The sequence below is a fragment of the Halogeometricum borinquense DSM 11551 genome (assembly GCF_000172995.2).
GTDB lineage: Archaea > Halobacteriota > Halobacteria > Halobacteriales > Haloferacaceae > Halogeometricum > Halogeometricum borinquense.
The window spans coordinates 175,266-194,834 of record NC_014732.1 but is presented as its reverse complement, the minus strand read 5'-3'; the positions used below and the strand labels follow the sequence as shown (position 1 = coordinate 194,834).

At 58.9% G+C, this 19,569-nt stretch carries 14 protein-coding genes; 6 read left to right on the top strand and 8 right to left on the bottom strand.

What is annotated here, in order from left to right; genetic code table 11:
- Positions 1–113 precede the first annotated feature (113 nt).
- Positions 114–1,139 (bottom strand): DUF1616 domain-containing protein, encoded by a 1,026-nt coding sequence (locus HBOR_RS19080; RefSeq protein ID WP_006055728.1) that lies wholly within the window; start codon positions 1,137–1,139, stop codon positions 114–116.
- A gap of 394 nt (positions 1,140–1,533) precedes the next feature.
- Here HBOR_RS19080 and HBOR_RS19075 point away from each other — a divergent pair, with 394 nt between their 5' ends.
- Positions 1,534–2,778: a hypothetical protein gene (locus tag HBOR_RS19075; protein ID WP_006055727.1), complete on the top strand. Its 1,245-nt coding sequence runs from the start codon at positions 1,534–1,536 to the stop codon at positions 2,776–2,778.
- 49 nt (positions 2,779–2,827) lie between these two features.
- Positions 2,828–6,388 carry an Eco57I restriction-modification methylase domain-containing protein gene (locus tag HBOR_RS19070; protein ID WP_006055726.1) on the top strand — a complete coding sequence of 1,187 codons (3,561 nt, stop codon included), beginning with the start codon at positions 2,828–2,830 and terminating at the stop codon, positions 6,386–6,388.
- Positions 6,389–6,430: 42 nt separating this feature from the next.
- On the opposite strand, the gene HBOR_RS19065 is transcribed toward HBOR_RS19070, so the two are convergent.
- Together HBOR_RS19065 and HBOR_RS19060 are read right to left on the bottom strand one after the other, a co-directional pair.
- A complete protein-coding gene (locus HBOR_RS19065; protein WP_006055725.1) occupies positions 6,431–6,715 on the bottom strand; it encodes a HalOD1 output domain-containing protein in 285 nt (94 codons plus the stop codon).
- Positions 6,716–6,886: 171 nt separating this feature from the next.
- Positions 6,887–9,640, bottom strand: a complete 2,754-nt coding sequence (locus HBOR_RS19060; protein ID WP_006055724.1) for a bacterio-opsin activator domain-containing protein — start codon at positions 9,638–9,640, stop codon at positions 6,887–6,889.
- Between the two features lie 188 nt (positions 9,641–9,828).
- Between HBOR_RS19060 and HBOR_RS19055 the strand changes: the two genes are divergently transcribed.
- Entirely contained in the window at positions 9,829–10,806 is a 978-nt protein-coding gene (locus tag HBOR_RS19055; protein WP_006055723.1) for a hypothetical protein, read from the top strand.
- Positions 10,807–10,857: 51 nt separating this feature from the next.
- Here HBOR_RS19055 and HBOR_RS19050 read toward each other — a convergent pair whose 3' ends face one another.
- On the bottom strand, positions 10,858–11,814 hold the full coding sequence (locus HBOR_RS19050; RefSeq protein ID WP_006055722.1) for an NADP-dependent oxidoreductase: 957 nt from the start codon (positions 11,812–11,814) through the stop codon (positions 10,858–10,860).
- A 1-nt stretch (position 11,815) separates the two neighbouring features.
- Complete coding sequence (locus tag HBOR_RS19045; protein WP_006055721.1) at positions 11,816–12,193, bottom strand: NADPH-dependent FMN reductase; 378 nt, start codon at positions 12,191–12,193, stop codon at positions 11,816–11,818.
- 201 nt (positions 12,194–12,394) lie between these two features.
- On the opposite strand from HBOR_RS19045, the gene HBOR_RS19040 reads away from it, so the two are divergent.
- Complete coding sequence (locus HBOR_RS19040) at positions 12,395–12,937, top strand: hypothetical protein (protein WP_006055720.1); 543 nt, start codon at positions 12,395–12,397, stop codon at positions 12,935–12,937.
- A 51-nt stretch (positions 12,938–12,988) separates the two neighbouring features.
- On the opposite strand, the gene HBOR_RS19035 is transcribed toward HBOR_RS19040, so the two are convergent.
- A complete protein-coding gene (locus HBOR_RS19035) occupies positions 12,989–13,534 on the bottom strand; it encodes a GbsR/MarR family transcriptional regulator (protein WP_006055719.1) in 546 nt (181 codons plus the stop codon).
- A 54-nt stretch (positions 13,535–13,588) separates the two neighbouring features.
- Here HBOR_RS19035 and HBOR_RS19030 point away from each other — a divergent pair, with 54 nt between their 5' ends.
- Positions 13,589–14,518, top strand: a complete 930-nt coding sequence (locus HBOR_RS19030) for an SDR family oxidoreductase (RefSeq protein ID WP_006055718.1) — start codon at positions 13,589–13,591, stop codon at positions 14,516–14,518.
- Positions 14,519–14,571: 53 nt separating this feature from the next.
- On the opposite strand, the gene HBOR_RS19025 is transcribed toward HBOR_RS19030, so the two are convergent.
- Together HBOR_RS19025 and HBOR_RS19020 are read right to left on the bottom strand one after the other, a co-directional pair.
- Positions 14,572–15,267, bottom strand: coding sequence for a hypothetical protein (locus HBOR_RS19025; protein ID WP_006055717.1), 696 nt, complete (start codon positions 15,265–15,267; stop codon positions 14,572–14,574).
- A gap of 256 nt (positions 15,268–15,523) precedes the next feature.
- Entirely contained in the window at positions 15,524–16,939 is a 1,416-nt protein-coding gene (locus HBOR_RS19020) for an FAD-binding oxidoreductase (RefSeq protein ID WP_006055716.1), read from the bottom strand.
- Positions 16,940–17,235: 296 nt separating this feature from the next.
- Here HBOR_RS19020 and HBOR_RS19015 point away from each other — a divergent pair, with 296 nt between their 5' ends.
- The gene (locus tag HBOR_RS19015) at positions 17,236–19,536 is read left to right on the top strand and encodes a PAS domain S-box protein (RefSeq protein ID WP_049890761.1); all 2,301 of its coding nucleotides are present in this window, start codon (positions 17,236–17,238) and stop codon (positions 19,534–19,536) included.
- The last annotated feature ends 33 nt before the right edge of the window (positions 19,537–19,569 follow it).

The following is a 19,569-nucleotide window of genomic DNA, read 5'->3' as shown; positions in this document are numbered from 1 at the left end:
ATACAGGAGCAAGAACACACTTGGTTATGCGTCGGTGAACGTCCGACAGCATGCGTCAGTGAACGCCCGACAGCAGAGGTTTCGCCGCAGATCTGTCTTTCGAGGCTGCCGGATTAGCTCGATTCGACCGATGAGACTGTGTTCTGTGCGTCCGAATCGCCACCTTCTGTCACGTCCATCCAGAGCGTGACGTGCCGGTACGACGACTCGATGGTGGGGTTCTCCGGGGCGTCACCTTTGTAGACGAGGTAGGTGAGTCGAAGGTTTTCGCCCGGGATACTGGGTGCGACTTCGTGCGTCAACTGCCACCGGTCGCCCGTTTCGACCGTCTCCGAGAAGCGGTCGATTTCGCTGGTGGCGGTCACCTCCCCGTTCGATTCGACCCGTTGCAGTTGGGCGACGACGGTGTATCTTGTCGTCTCCTGTTCGTAGTTTTCGACGAGGAGAACGAGTTCGCCGCTCTCCCCGACAGTAAGGTTCTGTGGATAGTCTGAGGCGACCAACGACCCGTCGTCTGCCTCGGTCAGGAGCGATGCCTGTGTGTACGAGGCGCTAGCCACGCTAGCTGGCGACACGAGTGCGAACGTGACGACGACGGTTGCGACGACGACCGCTCCGACGAGGGCGACGTTGAGAACGTTGTCCCAGTTGGACCGGTCGTGTGCAGCGTTTCGATATGCAGCGACTGTCCCAATCGGAACCACGTACCGCGTCTCCGCGGCGGTTCGTAGACGCCGGACGCCACCGAGCAGTGCGGCGACGATAGCGAATCCGCCACAGGCGGCGGCGACGTTCGGTGCGAGAAACTCGACCCCGCTGACTTCGAGCGACCACGCGAAGAGTGGGACGAGCGCGACACTCAGTCCGATACTCAACGCGGCGCGTTCGAGAAACGGGACTCCCGCGTGTTTGGTATTATTTCCCACGAAGGCAGACGGTACGTCGCCTACGCTGAGACGAGTCTCCTTCGTGGCGGGGAACACGAGCGTCGTCAACGCGTAACCCGGAAGGAACAGGACGAGTATCCCGGCGAGGGCCGCTCTCGCGGTTACCGGTGGCAGATTCAGGACGGCGAGGATTGCACCTGCAGTGAGTGCGATGGTGGCGACGGTGTCTGCGTAGACAGCACGGTTACTCACGGCTGATCACTCCGGGTGCATCACTCCGAACGCGAAGTATGACACTTGCGTGCGTTGGGAGGTTCATGAGGCTCTCGCCGGTTGTCTCTTCGGTACGCGCTTTGTTATGGCCGGAGTAATTGTTCGCCGCCATCTGAGTATGTATATCATGCTACTACCACACACACATTCTCCTCGACGTGGCATTCAGTTCCGTTTGAGTGACATTTACAGTACGAATTCACTAGCACTGACTCCTGTGGGGTCTTGATGGTCGGGTTAAATGGCGGCTTCAGACGACGGTGCTGTCTTCGCAGCACCCGCCTTCATGACTCAACTACCGGGTGCTTCGCCGTCAGGGTATTGTGCACGAACTAACGAATAGACTTCGTGCGAAATACTGGTGAAGACGACCATGAGTCACCCCTGCTCTCTCGAAACCGCCGAACGAAGCCTCGAATGGGCACGAGAGCGAGACTACGCCGGATACGACCCGTACGACGGACTTAACAGTCCGATTCTCTCGTCAGTTGCGACAAACTGGTTCACCCGACTCGTTGCTATCCATGGCGTCAACAAGTCGCCCGTGAATCTTCGCCCGCTGCTCGGTATCGAACCGGAACGCAACCCGAAAGGAATCGGACTGTTCGCCTCCGCGTGTCTCCGACTGTACGAAGCGACGGGAAAGGAAACCTATCTCACCGAAGCAGAGCAACTTCTGGGGTGGCTAACGGAGCAAACGTCGCCGGTCACGGACCGAAACGCGTGGGGATACAACTTCGACTGGCAGAACGCCCGTCGGTTTTTCCTCCCCGCGTATCATCCGTCTATCGTCGTCACCGTATTTTGTGCCCGCGCGTTTCTCGAACACCACGAACTGACCGGGGCCGCGTGGTCGCTGGAAGTAGCCGAAGACGCTGCCGCGTACATTCGAGAAGAGATCAACGTCGTGACCGTCGATGGCTTTGACGCCTACACCTACACGCCGTACGACGAGTTCGTCGTGATCAACGCGAACGCCCTCGCGGCCGCGTTCTTCCTCCGCTTGTCCGATCATACCGACGACGACGCCTCACCGACTTACACTGACGACGAATCTCTGTCCGGCCGTGCGACCGAACTGTTCGAGTTTGTTCTCCACGCACAGGACGACAGCGGCGCGTGGTACTACTCTATGCCCGCCTCGGACTCCCACCTCAGCCACGACAACTTCCACACGGGATTCGTCTTAGAGAGCCTCCACGAATACGCCACGAGCGACCTCGGGAACGACCGCGCCCGCAAAGCGTACGAGGACGGGCTAGAGTTCTACGTCCGCGAACTGTTCGAGGCGGACGGCGCACCCAAGTTCGAGTCCGATACGTCAAAACCGTACGACGCACACGCGTCCGCGCAAGCACTCATCACTCTCATCCAGTCCGATGACTCGGACGCGAACGAGGTGGCTGCCCGAGTCTACGACTGGTCGATAGCGAATCTCTACGACTCCGAGGGCTATTTCTACCGTCGTATCGGTCGTTTCTTCGACGACGAGACGCCGTACATTCGCTGGAGCCAAGGCTGGATGACGCTCGCACTCGCCACGCTAGCGCGTGCGCAAGCCGTCCACGATGAGACACCCGAATTTACGGACCGGATCGGGGTCCCAGCAGAAGAGTGAGCCGTATCGGCCGTATCTTTTTATTTCACAGAGCAACCAGTCCCGGTAGATGTCCGTTCCACGCCGCGTCGCCGACCCGCGATTTGCCCTTCCCACACTGCGGGCTGACCTTCCTGCGCTCGTGGACGCGCGGCGCGACGAGACCACGCTTGACGAACGGACAGCGGCAGTCAAACGAGCGTGGCGGGACAGTGACGCACGTCAAAGAGCTATCTGCGACGCGTTGGGTCTCACGGACGGCGACGTTACCGTCGAGACGGTTTCCCCCGGTGCCCTCGACGCGAACGGTCGAGAGTCCGCCGCACGAACGCTCGTGTGCCGACTCGACGGAACGAACCGATGGGGCGTCCTCACCGACGGGCGCTACTGGCGACTGTACGGCGGCGGCGACCCGGACGAACAACGGTATCACGAACTCGACCTACGAACGCTCGCCGCGGCGGCACCGGCGTTTGACGGTGACTACGAGGGACTGGATACGGCGTCACATCCTGCTAACGCCGACTCACCGCTCCGTCACTTCGTCGCACTGTTCGCACACGAGGCGTTCGAAGGCGGCGAATCACACGACGACTCTCAGTCGTTCCTCGACGCACTTGCATCGGCGGACGCGACGCGTCGAGCATCCGTTCGTGAGTCGCTCTGTGACGGCTTCGTTACGGCCGTCGGAGCGATCTGCGACTCCACCAACTGTCCGTCATCCGACGCCCCGGCTGCTCTCGTCTTCCGTCTCGCCTTCGATTTATTCGCTGCCGACCGAACTGGTTCGTCGCTATTCTCCGACCGCCCCGACGCGCTCCATGCCGTTCGTGACACACTCGTGGCCGACGCACGGGCGGCAGATGGCCCGACAGAAGCGATAGTGCTCGACGCTACGGAGCGTACGATCCTCCGTGAGTGGGCCGCCCACGCCGCTGACTCGACGCTCGGCGGTCCATTTGTCTCTGATTGGACGACCCAATCATCGAGCGACGCTGACCAAACTGCTCCCGAACGAACTACTCCTGATCGAACTGCTCCCGAACAAAGCGATTCCGAACGAACCGACCCCACACGAACCGAGACTGAGCGAACCGCCACGGAGCGACCGTGCCTCGATGTCTCGTCTATCGACGACGGGACGCTGGAATACGTCTGTGCGCTTCTCACGACCGTCTCTTGTGATGATACGTGGTATAGCGTCGATTACCGAACTGTAGACGTTCGGCTGCTTGCGGACGCTCACGAACGACTCCTCGAAACCGCGTTCGACGATCCGTCGGCCGCGGAGACGACGCGACGGAAGACCAACGGGTCGTTCTATACTCCGGAGTCGGTCGTCACATACCTCGCAGCGCAGACGGCTGGGTCACTCGTCCGGGACGCCCGGACTGCCGCGTCGGACGAATCGGCAACGAACGTCGCCGCCGACGTTCGGACACGTCTTCTCAGCAGGCGAGTTGTGGACCCCGCGATGGGTGGTGGAACGCTCCTCGTTGCCGTCGCGCGACGACTCGCGTCCGGAATTCGGCGGGCCGCTCGTCACGCAGATGCGCCGGTCGAATCGTTCGCGTCGATCCGCCGAGCGGTTGTCTCGCAATGTCTCTACGGCGTTGACCGTAATCCCGCTGCAACGACGGTCGCACGTCTGGTCTGTCTCGCGGAGACGCTTGGTCCCGGCACAAGCGTCGAGACACTCCCCACGCTCGCTGACCACTTGCGATGCGGTGACGCGTTGCTCGGTCCCGGTCCCGATCCGACCCGAAACGATTCGTTAGCAACTCCCCGAAACGATGCACTGCCGGGAGCGATTCGGTGGCAAGAGGCGTTCTCGGGCGTGTTTGACTCCGAGAACAGCGGACGCGGTGGTGTCGGATTCGACGCCGTCGTCGGCAATCCGCCGTGGAAGGGAACGGCCGGACGGGCAGACATCAGCGCGCGTATCGACGGCGATACGTCGGCGTATCTCAGGAAAGCGTTCGACTCCACCAATGGTCCGCAACCGAACCTCTATGCGGCCTTCCTCGAACGTGCGTGTCGTCTCGCACCCGACGGCTACGTGGCGTTCGTCGTCCCTGACGCGTTGCTCGTTCGCCTTTCCGTTGCGTCCGCGCGCCGATTCCTCCTCGATTCGGGCGGTCTCACGCACCTCCTTCGAATCGGGAACGTCTTCGCCGACGCAAACGAGGGTGCCGCTATCGTCGTCTGCGGCCCGGAGGCGGGCCCGCCGGATGAGACGGGTTCGGGTGATGCAATCCGGACGTGGTTTGGTAACGCCGACGCGTTCGCCACGACGGTCGCAGACGGGTCGTTCGAGTACAGCAGTCTCCGACGAGAAACCGTGGAGAACGAGGAGTACGCACGCTTTCAACTCCTGCGCGACGACGTTGCGGACGGAATCTTTCGCAAACTCGAGCGCTTCGAACCGTTCGAGGCTGTGGGAACCGTCGCACGCGGCGAGGAGTTCGGTAAATCCGACGAGCGCGTTCGGCAGACACCCGCGGCAGGGATGCGGCGTCTCGTCCCCGGATCGGCCGTTCGGCGCTACGCGCTTTCCGCCCGCAAGATACGCTATGTTCCCGAGGTAGCGGTGTCGAAGACCGTGTACGACCCGCCGAAGTTGCTCTGCCGACAGACTGGCCGGTTTCTCGTCGGAACACTTGACACTGAGGGCGTCGCCAACCTGAAATCGGTGTACGATGCTCACGTACGACCCCGCGTAGACGACGGGGCTGATGACGATGACAGCGTAGCCGACAGGGCTGGCAACCATGACAGCGTAGACGACGGGGCTGATGCCGATGCCGCGGACGAGGAACGCTTGTTGTTACATCTCCTCGGCTTGTTGAACTCCGCCGTCTACAACTACTACCACTACGTCCGCCGGAACGCCTACCCGGCGGAGTTTCCGCAGAACAACCAACGGAACTACGAGACGCTTCCCGTCTGGGCTGGGTCGGTGGACGACGAACTCGTCGAACTCGTCGAACGACGACTCGAAATCGGGCGCGAACGGGCGTCACTCGACACCGATATCGAATCTGTCGTCGGCTTCGACGAGGCGTCTGTGCCCCTGAAACAGTTTGGTCCCGAAGTCGTTGACAGCGGTCTCTCGCGGTCGCACCGCGGTGAAACGCCCGGCCTCCGGATCGGATCTTTCTCCGTACAAGAAGAACGGGCGGCGTTTACGGTTCGGATGCGATACGAGACGGATGACGGATACGAGGCGAGTAACGGAGACGAAACGCGAGCCGTGTTACGATTCGACGCGCTGACGCCGCGAGACTTCCTCGTGGTCTCAACGTGGCTTCGAGCGGTCGGCGCGACGACGGTGACGAACCGGCGGGCGTGCGGACTGCGGCCGGTCGGCCGGAGTTCGCAGACGACGCCCGTAGAACGACTCCGCGAACTCCGCGTTCCGGATCCGGAGACGCACGCGGAGGCGCTAGCGAGGTACGCACGAAACTGCCGGCGTGCGTCCGAACTTGACCGTCACGCCGAGTCAGTGGACGACAGAATCGACGCACGAGTCGCCGAATTGTGTGAGTTGACCGATGCTGAACGAACGCGTGTGCGCGAGACGATGGCCGCACTTCCCGGATGGGAATCGATTCGCCAGCCGTCAAGATAGTCCTTCGCGCACGTGGAGTCACAACTCGAAACTTGGCTCCGGTCAGTCGGCCGCGACACTAGAGTGTGAGTTGACGTTGATATCCCACCGCTCGTTGATAGTGACTTCGCAGCCGTCAAGCGTGAAACTCACGCGCCCCTCTGTCATCGACCGCTTGTCCGGCATCCCGACGAACAGCTGTTTGACAGCGTCTACGTCGATGATGTCGTGTAGTCGGTCATCGATATCCAGCGGTTCGACGCCTTTCGCATCTGCGACTGCTGTTATGATTCTCCAATCAAGATCCTCGTGCCCCACCTTCGAGTCACCGCTTCCCCCGTGCTTCATAGTTGTGCAAAGGAGCTGACGAAATAAGTCAGTTGCAACTATCGATCTAGTGTTTGATATATGACTATACTATACTCATAGTGTTCTCCGCTCAGTCGTTCACGGATCGAAACTTTGTGAGTTCGACGGGAAACACCTGCTACTGTCGGGACCTCAGTGTACCGTCTGGCATCAGTCTGCTAATAGGTTATCGAATAGCTTCTGCTCTGCGACACGTAAGTGGCGTGAGAACGTTGGCTGTGCGATGTCGAGTGACGTTGCGATTTCGCTGGCCGTTCGTTCGCGGGGCCACGCGAAGTATCCCGAGAAGTAGGCGGTTCGGAGCGCCTCGAACTGCCGGTCAGTCAGTGATTTGCGGAGGCGAGCGCGGAACGATTGCTGCGTCTCGATAGACCGTTCTCGAGTTCGCTTGGCGTTCAGCTCGGTACCGGGATACCACTCTCGAAGGTATTCGACGAACTTCCGTATCTCGGATCCGGACGGAAGTTCGATGACGACAGTGAGTGCGTCCGGTCGCGCTGTCAGCGTCCGGGCTACGGCACCGAAATCAGCCAGTCGAGACGGAAGCGCCTCGGCGGCCAGTTGTACTTCGACTACCGTCTCGTTCTCGCGTGCGGCAATCTCTCGAACCTGTTCGATCACTGTTAACGACGAGAGAATCTCCGCGTTTCGAGTCGTGTCCGACTCCGAAACCGTGAGATAGAGTAACGCCGAACCGCTCGTCTGCTGGACGCTTCCCTCAAGTTGAACTGTGGCATCGAGCGCCTGCGCTATGCGGAGCAGCGGTTCATTCTGGCTGGTGATGTGAACGTCGAGCTCGACGAACGACTCCGTGTGAAGCGACTCTTTGGCCTCCGCCCCGTTGATGGCGTTCGCCGTCGTGACGCCGAGTTCTTCGAACATGAGTCGCATCTGTTTGTCGAAGGCGTTCGGTTCCGTCGCGTAGATGGTCAGGGTTCCGTAGCTGAACTCGTTGTACGTCAATGGAACGCTGGCAACGGACGCGAACCCTCTATCGAGGGCGTCGCGTCGCCATTGGTGTGCTTGAATCTCCTGTCCCACGTTGTCCACAACTGTCGTTTCGTGGGTTCGGGTTGTCACCACACTCGGTTCCGTTCGGAACTCCGCAGGCGACTCGCTTAGGCAGTCGAGATACCCGCGCTCGGCGCCCGCCCACGCGCGTGAACCAATTGCTTCGTCCACCCGGTCGTAGGCGCCGACCCACGCGAACGCGATTGCTGGTCCCTCGACGAGTCGTTCGCAGACGGCGCGCTCTATCTCCTCGCGTGAGTCGGCTTCGACGAGGACGCGATTGACCTCTCGGAGCAGTTCGTTAAACCGGTTCAGATTCATCAACTCCTCGTTTCGCCGCGCCAACTCGCCCCTGCGACGCTTCAGTTCGATAGACCGAGTGACACGATCAAGTGCGGCCTCCGCGTTTGCGGCCAAGAGGTGTGTCAGGGTGGACTGATTCCGGGGGGCGTTCTCTCCGGACGACGATGTGGCGAGAACACCGTGTTCACCGAGCGGAATAGCGACGCTCTCTCCGTTCGACGCGTCCGAATCTACGGCTTCGAGTCGGTCCCAGCGGTCGAGCGTCTGTTCGTCAGTTCTGAGGTGGACGGACTCACACTCGACGAAGCACGTCCAGAGCACGCCGTCACCGGGGCCGATAGACGGCGGTGATCCCGTTCCTTCCCACGCGACCGGTCGGAGTTCACCGACCGATTCGTCGTAGAGGAAGACGACAACCGATTCCAGTTCGAGAATCTGTGTGGCTGTGTTGAGAACCCTCTCACCGACTGCCGGCTTTGTCTGAGAATTGAACAGTTCGTGTGCCGAGCTGTTGAGCGCTGTCAGCGTCTGCTCGTACTGTCTTCGGTCACTGATATCGCGGATGACACCCACCGTTCCGTGAGTTCCGTCATTAAACCGAAGTGCAGAAAACCGCGTTTCGACAGGCAGTCTACTGCCGTCTGCGGTCTCCAGTTCTACGTCGAGACGACCGTCAGACAGTTCGCCCGTGAGTATCCGCTGGATGATCGCGCTCGCTTCGATGATCACCGACTCGTCAGCAAGCATCGTCGCGTGTTCGCCGACGAGCGTTTCTCGGTCGTAGCCGGTCATCTCCAAGACGGCTTCGTTGACCGCCGCGATCTGGAAGTTCTCGTCTAAGATGTAGATTCCGTCGTCGATCGTTTCGAGGATTCGTTTGTACCGGTCGAGTGCTCTCTCCGTCTCCGTGCGTTCGCTCACGTCTCGATAGCGCAGTGCGAGGCCGTCGCGCAACGGAACCGCGTTCACGGCGACCCGTCGTCCATCCCGAAAGGTCACCTCGAATTCCGCGTCATCACCGGTTAGTACCGCACGCCAACATCGGTCTGCCGTCGTGCGTGTATTCGGACAGGTGGCCCAGAGATTTTCGCCGTCGAGTGTCGGGTCCGCACCAAAGAACTCACAAAACGCCGCCGTCGCTTCTACGACACGCCACTGCCGGTCGAGGACGCACGCGGCATCGTTGAATCCGGCGGCGACGTCGGTGACGTCTGTCGTGGTAACGCTGTCGTCGGTTGATGCCCTGCTGAGTCCTGTAACCCACGCGAGTCGATCTGAAAGGGCTTCGGTCGAGAACAGGACGGATGTTGCGCCAGCGCTGTACGCGCGCGAGATGACGTCGTTGTCGGCGGTCGAGAGGACAACCACGACCGGGGCCTGTCCGTCGGGCGTAGCTGAGACAACATCGACGCTCGTACAGACGATACAATCGACCTCGGTTACCGGAGACGCGCTCTCCTCGTCGGACGACTGTACCGAAATTCTGTCGTCGCACCGCAAATCCTCTCGAACGTCGGCCGCGTGCGGTCCGTCACCAAGGAGATGGACCTCCACTGCTGCCGACTGTGATGTAGCCGACTCGGCGGTCATTGCTCTTAGTACTATTTCTCTGACAATAAGTGGTTGTGTCAACTAATAATACATTGTCCATAGCTTGTTACTACATAAAACAAACACCCGTATCCATATTCTGAAGATTGTCTGTGGTTGCTGAATCTCTTGAAAAATTTCAAAATCTGTCAGGAAGATTAATATATTAGTAATTAGTTAATTTAGGTATGCCGGGGAGAATATCACGCCACCAATCCGCTGGGGACCTTGGGGGGGACTATGCAGGATGTATCGAATCGGTTCACAAAACCGAACTGCCGCAATCAATCATCGAATTATCTGCGGAGTACGACCGATGCGTCGGAACGAGAGACGAATTCTTGTGGAAATGGATTCACGGCTTGTTCGACGCGTTCACGCTTCCGTGCGTTCCGTCTTCCGTTTTGGACGAGGTTACAACGACGAAGACGGTGTTTACGATGTACATCACTGCTCTCGATGACTTGACGGACCACCTCGGTGACGAGGCAACGTTCGAACAGGCGCGACGCCTCCCGCACGCGCCGGAGTCAGTTCGGTACGATGCGCCGGGCGTCGATACTGATATTTTGCGGTTCGCCGAGACGCTCTGGAACCGCGTTACGGACAGATTAACGGCCGCTCCACGCTACGAAGAGCATCTGGACGTGTTCATTTTCGACGTTCGACAGGCCCTCAACGCGATGGAGTACGCACGCGTCCTCAACGACAACCAGGAGATTGCCAATCTCGCGGAGTCTCGGCACCACGGTCCGTTCAACATGGTGATGTTCCCGTATGCGGGCATCGATCTGATGTGGACGCCGTCGTTCGACCGACAGGAACTCGGGCAACTGCGGAGTTTGCTTTTGGACCTGCAGCGGATGGCCCGCATCGGCAACTGGATCACGACGTGGAAACGAGAACTGTACGAAGACGACTACACTGCTGGCGTCGTCGTCGAAGCGCTCGAACGTGGTCTCATCACGGTTGACGACGACCCAGAACGTGCGATAGCGCGTATCGACGAAAGCGGAATCGTAGCGCAGTTTGAGTTGGAGTGGGAGACTCGATACGCTGATGCGATGAGTAGAGAATACGATATCGAGAGCTTCGACGTTCGCCGTCTCGTTGACGGGATGCGTACGGTGATGGAATACCACGTCGCAAGTTACGGACAGAAGTAACGAGGCGACCGTTTTCGCGTGTTCACCGTCTGATTCACGCGAGCCACACGTTCAGTCGGCTTCGAAGTCAGTCGTGAGGACGAGTTTTCCTCGGACGTGGCCGCGTTGGCTCGCTCTGTGGGCAGCGTGCGCCTCTGAAAGCGGCCACGCGTCGCTGACGGTCACACTGAGGTGACCGTTCTCGACGAGCGTTCGTATCTCCGAGAGCGCCGCTGCGTCCGGTTCGACGCTGAACCAGTCAATCGATGCGTTCCGTTCGTTGCGGGCGTTCGTGACCACGTTCTGAGACGGTGGTTTCGGAAGGGTGACGATGCGACCCCCGTGTGTTATCACGTCTATCGACTGTTCGAGTGTTTCGCCGCCGACGGCATCGAGGATGACATCGATGTCGGAGAGTTCGTCCTCGAACGACTGGTTCCGGTAATCGACGAACTCGTCAACGCCCAACTCTCGGAGGAAGCCCTCGTTGCGTGCGGATGCTGTTCCGATCACGGACGCACCGGCGTGCGACGCCAACTGCACCGCGATGTGGCCGACGCCTCCGGCGGCGGCGTGGACGAGGACACGCTGTCCGGATCGTACGTCGCCAACTTCGAAGAGCGCGCGTCGAGCGGTCAGCGCGACCATCGGGATGGCGGCGGCCTCCTCGTGGGTGAGCGCGTCCGATTTTAGCACAACGTCCTCAGCCGGAACGGTTGCGTATTCGGCGTAGGCGTTTCCGGGGTCCGGCATCCCCACGAGTCCGAAGACTTCGTCACCGGGGGCGAACGCCGAGACGGACGTCCCGACGTCAGCTACGACACCGGACAGGTCCCACCCCGGGACGTACGGAAGCGACGGATCGAGTGCGTTGTCTGCGTACCCCTCCCGAACCATCCAGTCGATGGGATTCACTCCTGCGGCGTGTACCCGCACGAGGAGTTCGTCGGCGGCCGGTTCCGGACGTGGTATATCTTCGTGAGTCAGCACATCCGCGTCGCCGTATTCGTGTACGCGAATCGCGTTCATCCTAACTGTCTCCCTGTTTGGCTTCCGCGACAGCTATCGGTTGGACACTTCCCTTCGGGTACTGAGCCACGCCAGCGTATTCGACGAGTTCTCGCCCCAGTTGTCGAGTCCGCTCAGCGATGGTTTCGTCTGTAATGCCGTCCGCAGTCACGATTGTGTGTGAGTCCGGAATCGCAACCGCTGTCGGCACCGTCCACGCGTGCAACGTCCGAACGACGTGTCGAAGATGGACGATTGCGGTTCCCGGAAATCTGCCGGCAGCGACTTCGAGGAGTCCGACAGTCGTTTCTGCGAACTCGTCGCGTCCGCAGTAATCGAGCGCGTTTTTGAGCGTTCCCGAGTACGACCTGTGGTAGCGGGTCTCGTTGGGTCGGTGCATCACGAAACGTTACGGGACCGTGCCACAAAATATTTCGATGAAATGATGTTTTGTAGGATAGCCTGCCAAACTGCATTTTTGTAGTTTACTCGACAGGATCTCGATTGACCACCACAGCTATAACGCACTCTACACTATATTCACTATATGGCGAATATAGAAAACAAAAATCCGGGTGAACACGACGGGCAATCAGCAAGAATGCCACGTAGCGGCGTTCTCGGACTCTGGGACCGTCTCGTCGGGCCGGATGCGACGCGCGGCGAACACGGTCTGGTACTGGCGTACGCGCTCTCGTTCGCCGTTGGACTGCTGGCGTACGTGCGGATTCAGTCACTCGGCTGGAGCCTCGTCCAACAAGCTGTCGTCGCGGTGTTCGCACTCGACATCGCGGGGGGAATCGTCGCCAATACAACCGACGCAGGCGCGCGGTGGTGGCACCGGTCGTCACAGGGACCGTGGGATCATTTCGGCTTCGTGTCGGCTCATCTCCACCCGTTCGTCTTGGCGGTCCTCTTCGAGACTGTCACGTGGTACGAAAGTGCCCTTATTTACGGGTTTCTCATTGTGAGCGCCGCTCTCGTACTTCTGAGCCCGCACCGATTCCGTCGGCCTGTCGGCATGCTTCTCGTCTCGGTTGGTGTCCTCGTCGGACTCATGCTCGTCTCTGTGGAACCCGGTCTAGAGTGGTTCGCGCCGTTCCTCTACCTCAAACTCGTCGGCGGCCATCTCACAAGTGGGTGAGAACCGGAGGAATCGGGAGTAGGAATTCAGTCGAGGACCGGCGAAGCGCCGTCAGTCGTCGCGGGTGGCGGTGTCTCGGTTCCGAAACTCGGAGATATACGCGAGAAGTTCGTCGATGGGAACCTCGGTGAAGAATTCGAGGACGCGTTCTGACTGTCGGTAGAGCTGCTGGAGTTGTTCGATTCGCTCTTCGGCACGCTTCGTCTCCTCTGTCTCCGGCGCCTCTTCGAGCGTCTCCTGTGCGTTCTCCAGTGCTCGTCGCATGATACGTATCTCTCGGCGACCCTCCCGTTCGAACAGTTCCGTGAGAACAGTCCAGAAATCCGTTTCGGCTTCGAAGTATACCTTCCGGCCCTCGCCGGGTGCCGACCGTCTGTGGACGAGGTGATACCGTTCGAGCGTTCCCATCGCGTTGCTCACCGTGGACTTCGCGTATCCTGTCTCCTCGGCTAATTCGTCGAGAGATTTGGGTCCACCTGCGAAGTAGAGGAATCCGTACACTCGCCCATAACTTCTGTTGAGTCCGTACAGTTCCGCCGTCCGAGCCATCGCGTCGGCAATTTCGGTTCGTGCCTCGTCGTACGCCTCTTCCGTCATTACCCGACCGTTCGCACCAGCACGTTAATACACTGACGACACAATATTCACTATATGCAAAATATAGAAAATACCTTGGAGGAGAATCCGACGCGGGTGTTGGTCGCCGGTGCAACCGGCTATCTCGGCCGATACGCGGTTTGCGCCTTCAAACGTCGCGGCTGCTGGGTGCGGGCGCTTTCGCGGCCGCAATCGGTCGAAAAACTCTCTACACCAGGTCGGTTTCTCGAACCGGCGGTGCGGTCGGACATCGACGACCTCTTCGTCGGCACGGCTACGGATTCGGACACGCTCGACGGTTTGTGCGATGGAATTGACGTGGTCTTTTCGTCGCTCGGTGTGACTCGCCAGCAGGCGAGTCACTGGGAGGTTGATTACGGGGCGAACCGAACCCTTCTCGACTTAGCGCTCGATGCAGGCGTCGAGCGATTCGTGTTCGTTTCGGTGTTCGCCCCGGAACTTTGGGGATCGCTCGTGGAACCGCGAGAGCAGTTCGTAGATGAGTTATACGACGCCGAAATCTCGCAGACGGTCGTTCGACCGACCGGGTACTTCTCGGATATGACCGAGTTTTTCGAGATGGCCCGCCGGGCGCGAGTATTCCTCGTCGGTGACGGGAACGCGCGTATCAACCCTATTCACGGTGCGGACCTTGCTGCAGCGTGCGCCGATGCGGTCTCTGACGACCGTGAGGAGTTCGCTGTGGGCGGCCCGGAGACGTTTACGTACGACGAGATTGCGGCGCTTGCGTCTCGTACGCTCGACGGACGGGTGAAGACTACACACGTTCCGAAACCGCTTGCCAAGGCTGCACTCGCAGTTGTTCGGCCGTTCAATTCCCGCTACTACGCGCTCGGAAACGCGTTCACGCGCATTCTGTCCACTGACGTTGTCGCTCCCGAAACTGGTTCCCATACACTTAGACCACTACGAGCGTCTCGCCAGTCGCCGATATTCAAACTGAGTTCCTTTCTATCTTGTTAAAAAGAACGAGTGACGACGCGCCCTGACGCGTTGGTACCTCTCTGATGTGTTGGTTATTCCGACCGTAACGCCATCTTGATGTCGAGGGTGTCTGTTTCGATGTCAGCGTTCTGGCCGTCGAATTCGAGGTCGAGGTCGGGGTCGTCACTCTCTAGGTCGAGGGTTGGATTCTCGTACTCGACGTCGAAGTTGTCCGTCTCGATCTCTATTTCGCCATCCGATTCGATGTCGATCTCGAAGTCTCTGCTGTCGATCTCGACGTGGCCTCTGAAGATCTCGATGTCGAAGCTGTCGCCTTCGATCTCCACGCTGTCACCGTGGCTCTCGATTTCGAGGTCACTGTCGTGGCTCTCGACCTCCCATCTGCCGTCTCTGAACTCGATGTCGAAGTCGTCGCTTTCGACATCGAGGTCGTCACCGTCGTCACGAAGTTCGAAATCGAGATTATGCTCCCGCCCCTCGACTTCGATGTTCGAGCCATCAATTTCGACGTCCAGATCGTCGCTGTCGATCTCGACACGGTCACCTTCGAACTCGTAGTCGACGTCTTGCGTATCGATTTCAGCCCTATCGGACCGTAGGTCGATATCGAAGTCATTCGTCTCGACCTCGATTCGGTCACCCTTGTGGCTAACCTCGACTGAGTTGCGGTGGCTGGCTGCAACGGGTTGAACCGTGAATGCGACGACGATTAGTAATGCAACACTGAATGCTAGTGCTGTCTGAAATTTCCGTCTCAGTGATGACATGGGTTGTGCCCCCAATCTTTGTTACGCGCGCACAGCGCGTCACTTATCCGAGCAACCCACCTTTCGTAGTCGTACACATGTGTTACTAAGGGATCGCCGTGTGCGATTGATTACCCCCGATATCTGAGCAACACGTGGTTTTCTCAAACGACAACTGGTAATTGGACCTCGTTCCAGTCGAACTCATCCGAGAACGGAATGGTGACCTGTCGAAATCTCTCTGAACAAAACTGAGGGACGGCGGAGAGAGTTGGTGCTATTCTGTCTGTGCAGTTCCGGACGGTACGATGTTCTGATTGAGGCTGAAGCGGTTCGTTGGGTCGTACTCATCTTTCAGTTCGGCCAACCGCTCGTACGCTGGGCCGAACGTGGTCCGCATCATGTCGTCGCCCTCCTCGAAGAAGCCCGGAAAATTAAGATAGACTGATCCGTCCGAAAACTGGCGCATATCATCGAGGCAGTCGCGGACCCACGCCACGTTGTCGTCGTCGTTTTCGGAATCTTCCCAGTTGGCCTCTACGCCGAGGAGGAACGGAGCGTGTCGGCCAGCGAAGGCGCTTTCATCGGTATCGATATCCGCAATTGCACCTCCGAGTTGCCACACATCGACTGTTGAGAGCGGTGAAGGCGCTGCCTCAGCCCAGTGTCCGATCCGTTCGATGACCGAATCGGAGAGTCCGTCGAGGTAGAGCGACTTCCAGTAATACCGCATTCCGTCGGGGTAATCTTCATCGAGTAGTTGCTGGAAGTCGGTGTACGGCATCGTCCCGCTGAAGTCAGCAATCGGTTCGGCGAACTCCCGGAGTGGAGCGAGCGCGGACTCTCCCTCTCCGGCGGGACCCGCATAGCAGCCCATGAACGCAATTTTGAAGTCGTGTAGAACGTCCGCCGAGAAGAGTTCCGCATCGGGCATCACACCCGCAAACGTGAGCGAACTCACTTCATCCGGTGACGATTCGGCGTACGCCCGGTATGCTTGCAGACAGTCGTGCAACTGGTCACCCGGATAGAACACGAGACAGGTTGCGACATCGGGTCCAACCGGGTGAAGATCGAACTCGAACGCCGTGACTACACCGAAGTTTCCGCCGCCGCCGCGGAGACCCCAGAACAACTCTTCGTTTTCGTCTGTGCTGGCCGTCAGGAACTCGCCGTCGGCAGTGACGAGTTCTACCGAACGAAGATTGTCACAGCTCAAACCGTACTTGCAGCGGAGATGACCGATTCCGCCGCCGAGTGTCAACCCGGCAATGCCTGTATCCGAAACGACGCCTCCGGGTGTCGCGAGTCCGAATAGTTGCGTCTCGCGGTCGAGGTCGGCCCACGTGGCACCGGCTTGGACCCACGCCGTCTGCGCCGCTGGATCGACTCTGACGCCGGTCATCTCAGAAAGGTCGATAACGAGGCCGTCGTCACAGACTGCGTTCCCCGAAACGTTGTGTCCGCCACCGCGAACCGCAACAAGAACATCGTTTTCGCGGGCGAAGTTCACGGCGGCAACGACATCAGCGACACCCTGACACCGCACGATAAGCGCTGGATGCTTATCGATCATCCCGTTCCAAACCGCACGGGCGTCGTCGTAGTCGGCATCGGTGGGACGAATCAGGTCACCGTATAACGCCGCTTCGAACTGTTCTGTTGGTTCGCCACTGATTGACTTCCCCGTCATACTATACCGAACGGTGACACAGGTGTTGTCCCCTCCTACCAAGACACGTTCGACAGCGTGAACGCTGTTTCAGTGCGTGAAACGGAGTTCTATTCGTGAACGCGCGGGTAGATATTCAAATCCATCTTGAACGGCAATAATACACATTCTCCAACGAGCTTTTCAGTGCTTGTCTCTCAGAGCCGCCAATGACTAATCGGAGTGAGAATTCGTTCTCTAAGTGGGGTGGGGACCTCGAGAGCGTTTTTACTACATCTCCTCTCGATGTCGATGCCACGGAGTTCTGTCAAGCGCTCGTGGCAAACACATCGGAGGGTCTTCTCACAGTAGATGAAGACAGCACAATCGTCTTTGCTAACCCGGCAGTCGAACGTATCCTCGGGTACCAACCGAACGAGCTAGTCGGCCAACCGCTGCTCACGCTCGTCCCTGATCGACTTGACCAACAGCACACGCGGGCGTTCCAACAGTACATCGAAACAGGCGAACGCCAGATGGACTGGGACGACGTTGACTTTCCAGCGCGACACAAAGACGGCCACGAGGTCCCAGTTTCAATTCGCTTTCGAGAACACAGCCACGACGGCCAACGGCTCTTCACGGGGATACTCCGGGACAACACCGACCGAGAAAAACGCCGGAACGAACTCGAGCGCTACGAAGATATAATTACGCACCTCCCGGAGGGAATTTACCGAACGGAGGCCTGTTCCGGTGGCACCTTCGTCGAGGGGAATACAGCGTTACGAGAGATGCTCGACGTCACGTCGATGGAGGCTCTCCTCCAGCAAGGCCCTGCGGATTTCTACGCCGATCCAGACGAGCGGCAGATCTTCCAGGAACGGCTACGTGAGGACGGCGTTATATCGGACGAAGAACTGAAAGTACAAACTGCGACAGGTGAGACGATTTGGACGTCAATCACGGCGATCAGGCGGGAAGAACAGGGAGAGGTCTACATCGATGGCGTCGCCGAGGACATCACTGAACGTAAGGAACGCGAAGAGCGATTGCGGGCATTCCGCGAGGCAGTTGAGCAAGCAGGTCACTCGATTTATATGACTGATACAGATGGTACCATCGAGTACGTTAATCCAGCGTTTGAGGATATCACCGGCTACTCGGAGGAAGAAGCCTGCGGCGAGACGCCACGACTTCTTAGCTCCGGAGAGCACAACGACGAGTTCTACGCGGACCTTTGGGAAACGATCCGTTCGGGTGAGGTGTGGCAGGGCGAAGTGACCAATCAGCGGAAGACCGGCGAACGATACGTCGTTAATCAGACGATCGCGCCAGTGACAGACGATGACGGAGAGATCGAGCGGTTCGTCGCAGTGAGTGCTGATATCACCGACCAAAAAGAGCGCGAGCGCACACTCGAACGGCAACGGGTCGCACTCGAACGCGTTAAGCAAATCACAGACAGCCTTCGCCCCCTCAATCGAGCGCTCGCGCAGGCCCCAACACGAGACGAAATCGAACAGGTGGTCTGCGAGCAGTTAGCGGCGTCCGATGCCTACCTGTTTGCGTGGTACGGCGACTATATTCCGGAACGTGAACAAGTGACCCCACAGGAGTGGGCTGAAATCGAAGACGAGTGTCTCGACGACTTTGCGGTGACAACTAACGAGGGTGACTCGGTTCGGGGACCGGTCGGCCGGGCCGTCCACTCCTGCGATGTCCAAGCAGCCCGGAATATCCTCACTGATCCGTTATCGGAATCGTTGCATAAGAATGCGCTCGATGGTGGATATCAATCGTCAGCCGCCATCCCGGTTGCCTTTGATGGAACTGTTTACGGTGTGATCGGGGTCTACTCGGACCGGCCGAACGCGTTTGACGAATACGAGCAAGGATTGCTTCGTGAACTCGGGGAACGTATCGGGCACGCAATCTACGCCGCAGAGAACGAACGGCTCCTTCATACGGATACCGTCGTCGAACTGGAGTTCAAGACGTCAAGTGCGGAATCGATCTTCGTTCGGGTAAGCGAGGAACTCGACTGTCGGCTCGAACTCAAAACAATCGTACCCACCTCTGAAAACGCATACCTCTGCTATACGTCGGTTGATGGAGTGTCACCCGAAGCGGTAGCAACGAAGCTCTCGTCCTCGCCGGTGGTCGAAAATCCCCGTGTCGTCGATGCGACCGGAACGTCCGGCACGGTCGAATACAAGGTGAGTCAGTCACCGGTGACGACGCTGCTGGAATACGGTGCGACTGTGACATCCGCAATCATCGAGAGCGGTGACGAAACCGTTGTCGGAGAGATTGCCCCGGATGCGGATAGCCGCAAGATCATCTCCGGAATTCAAGCAGCGTACCCGGATACGACTTTCATCGCCAAGCGTTCGGTTGACCGCCCAGTTCGGTCGATCAATCTCACACAGGACGCACTTGACGAACTGTTGACCGACCGCCAACGTGAGGTTCTGGAACTCGCCTACCGCGCCGGCTTCTTCGAATCGCCACGCTGTTCGACCGGTGATGAACTCGCCGATGCGCTCGGGATCACGTCACCGACGTTCTACCTCCACGTGCGGAAGGCGACTCGGAAGGTTCTGGAACAGATCGATGAGATTGGACTGTTCGACTAGGTGTGGCTGACGTTATCAGACGAGTGGTCATCG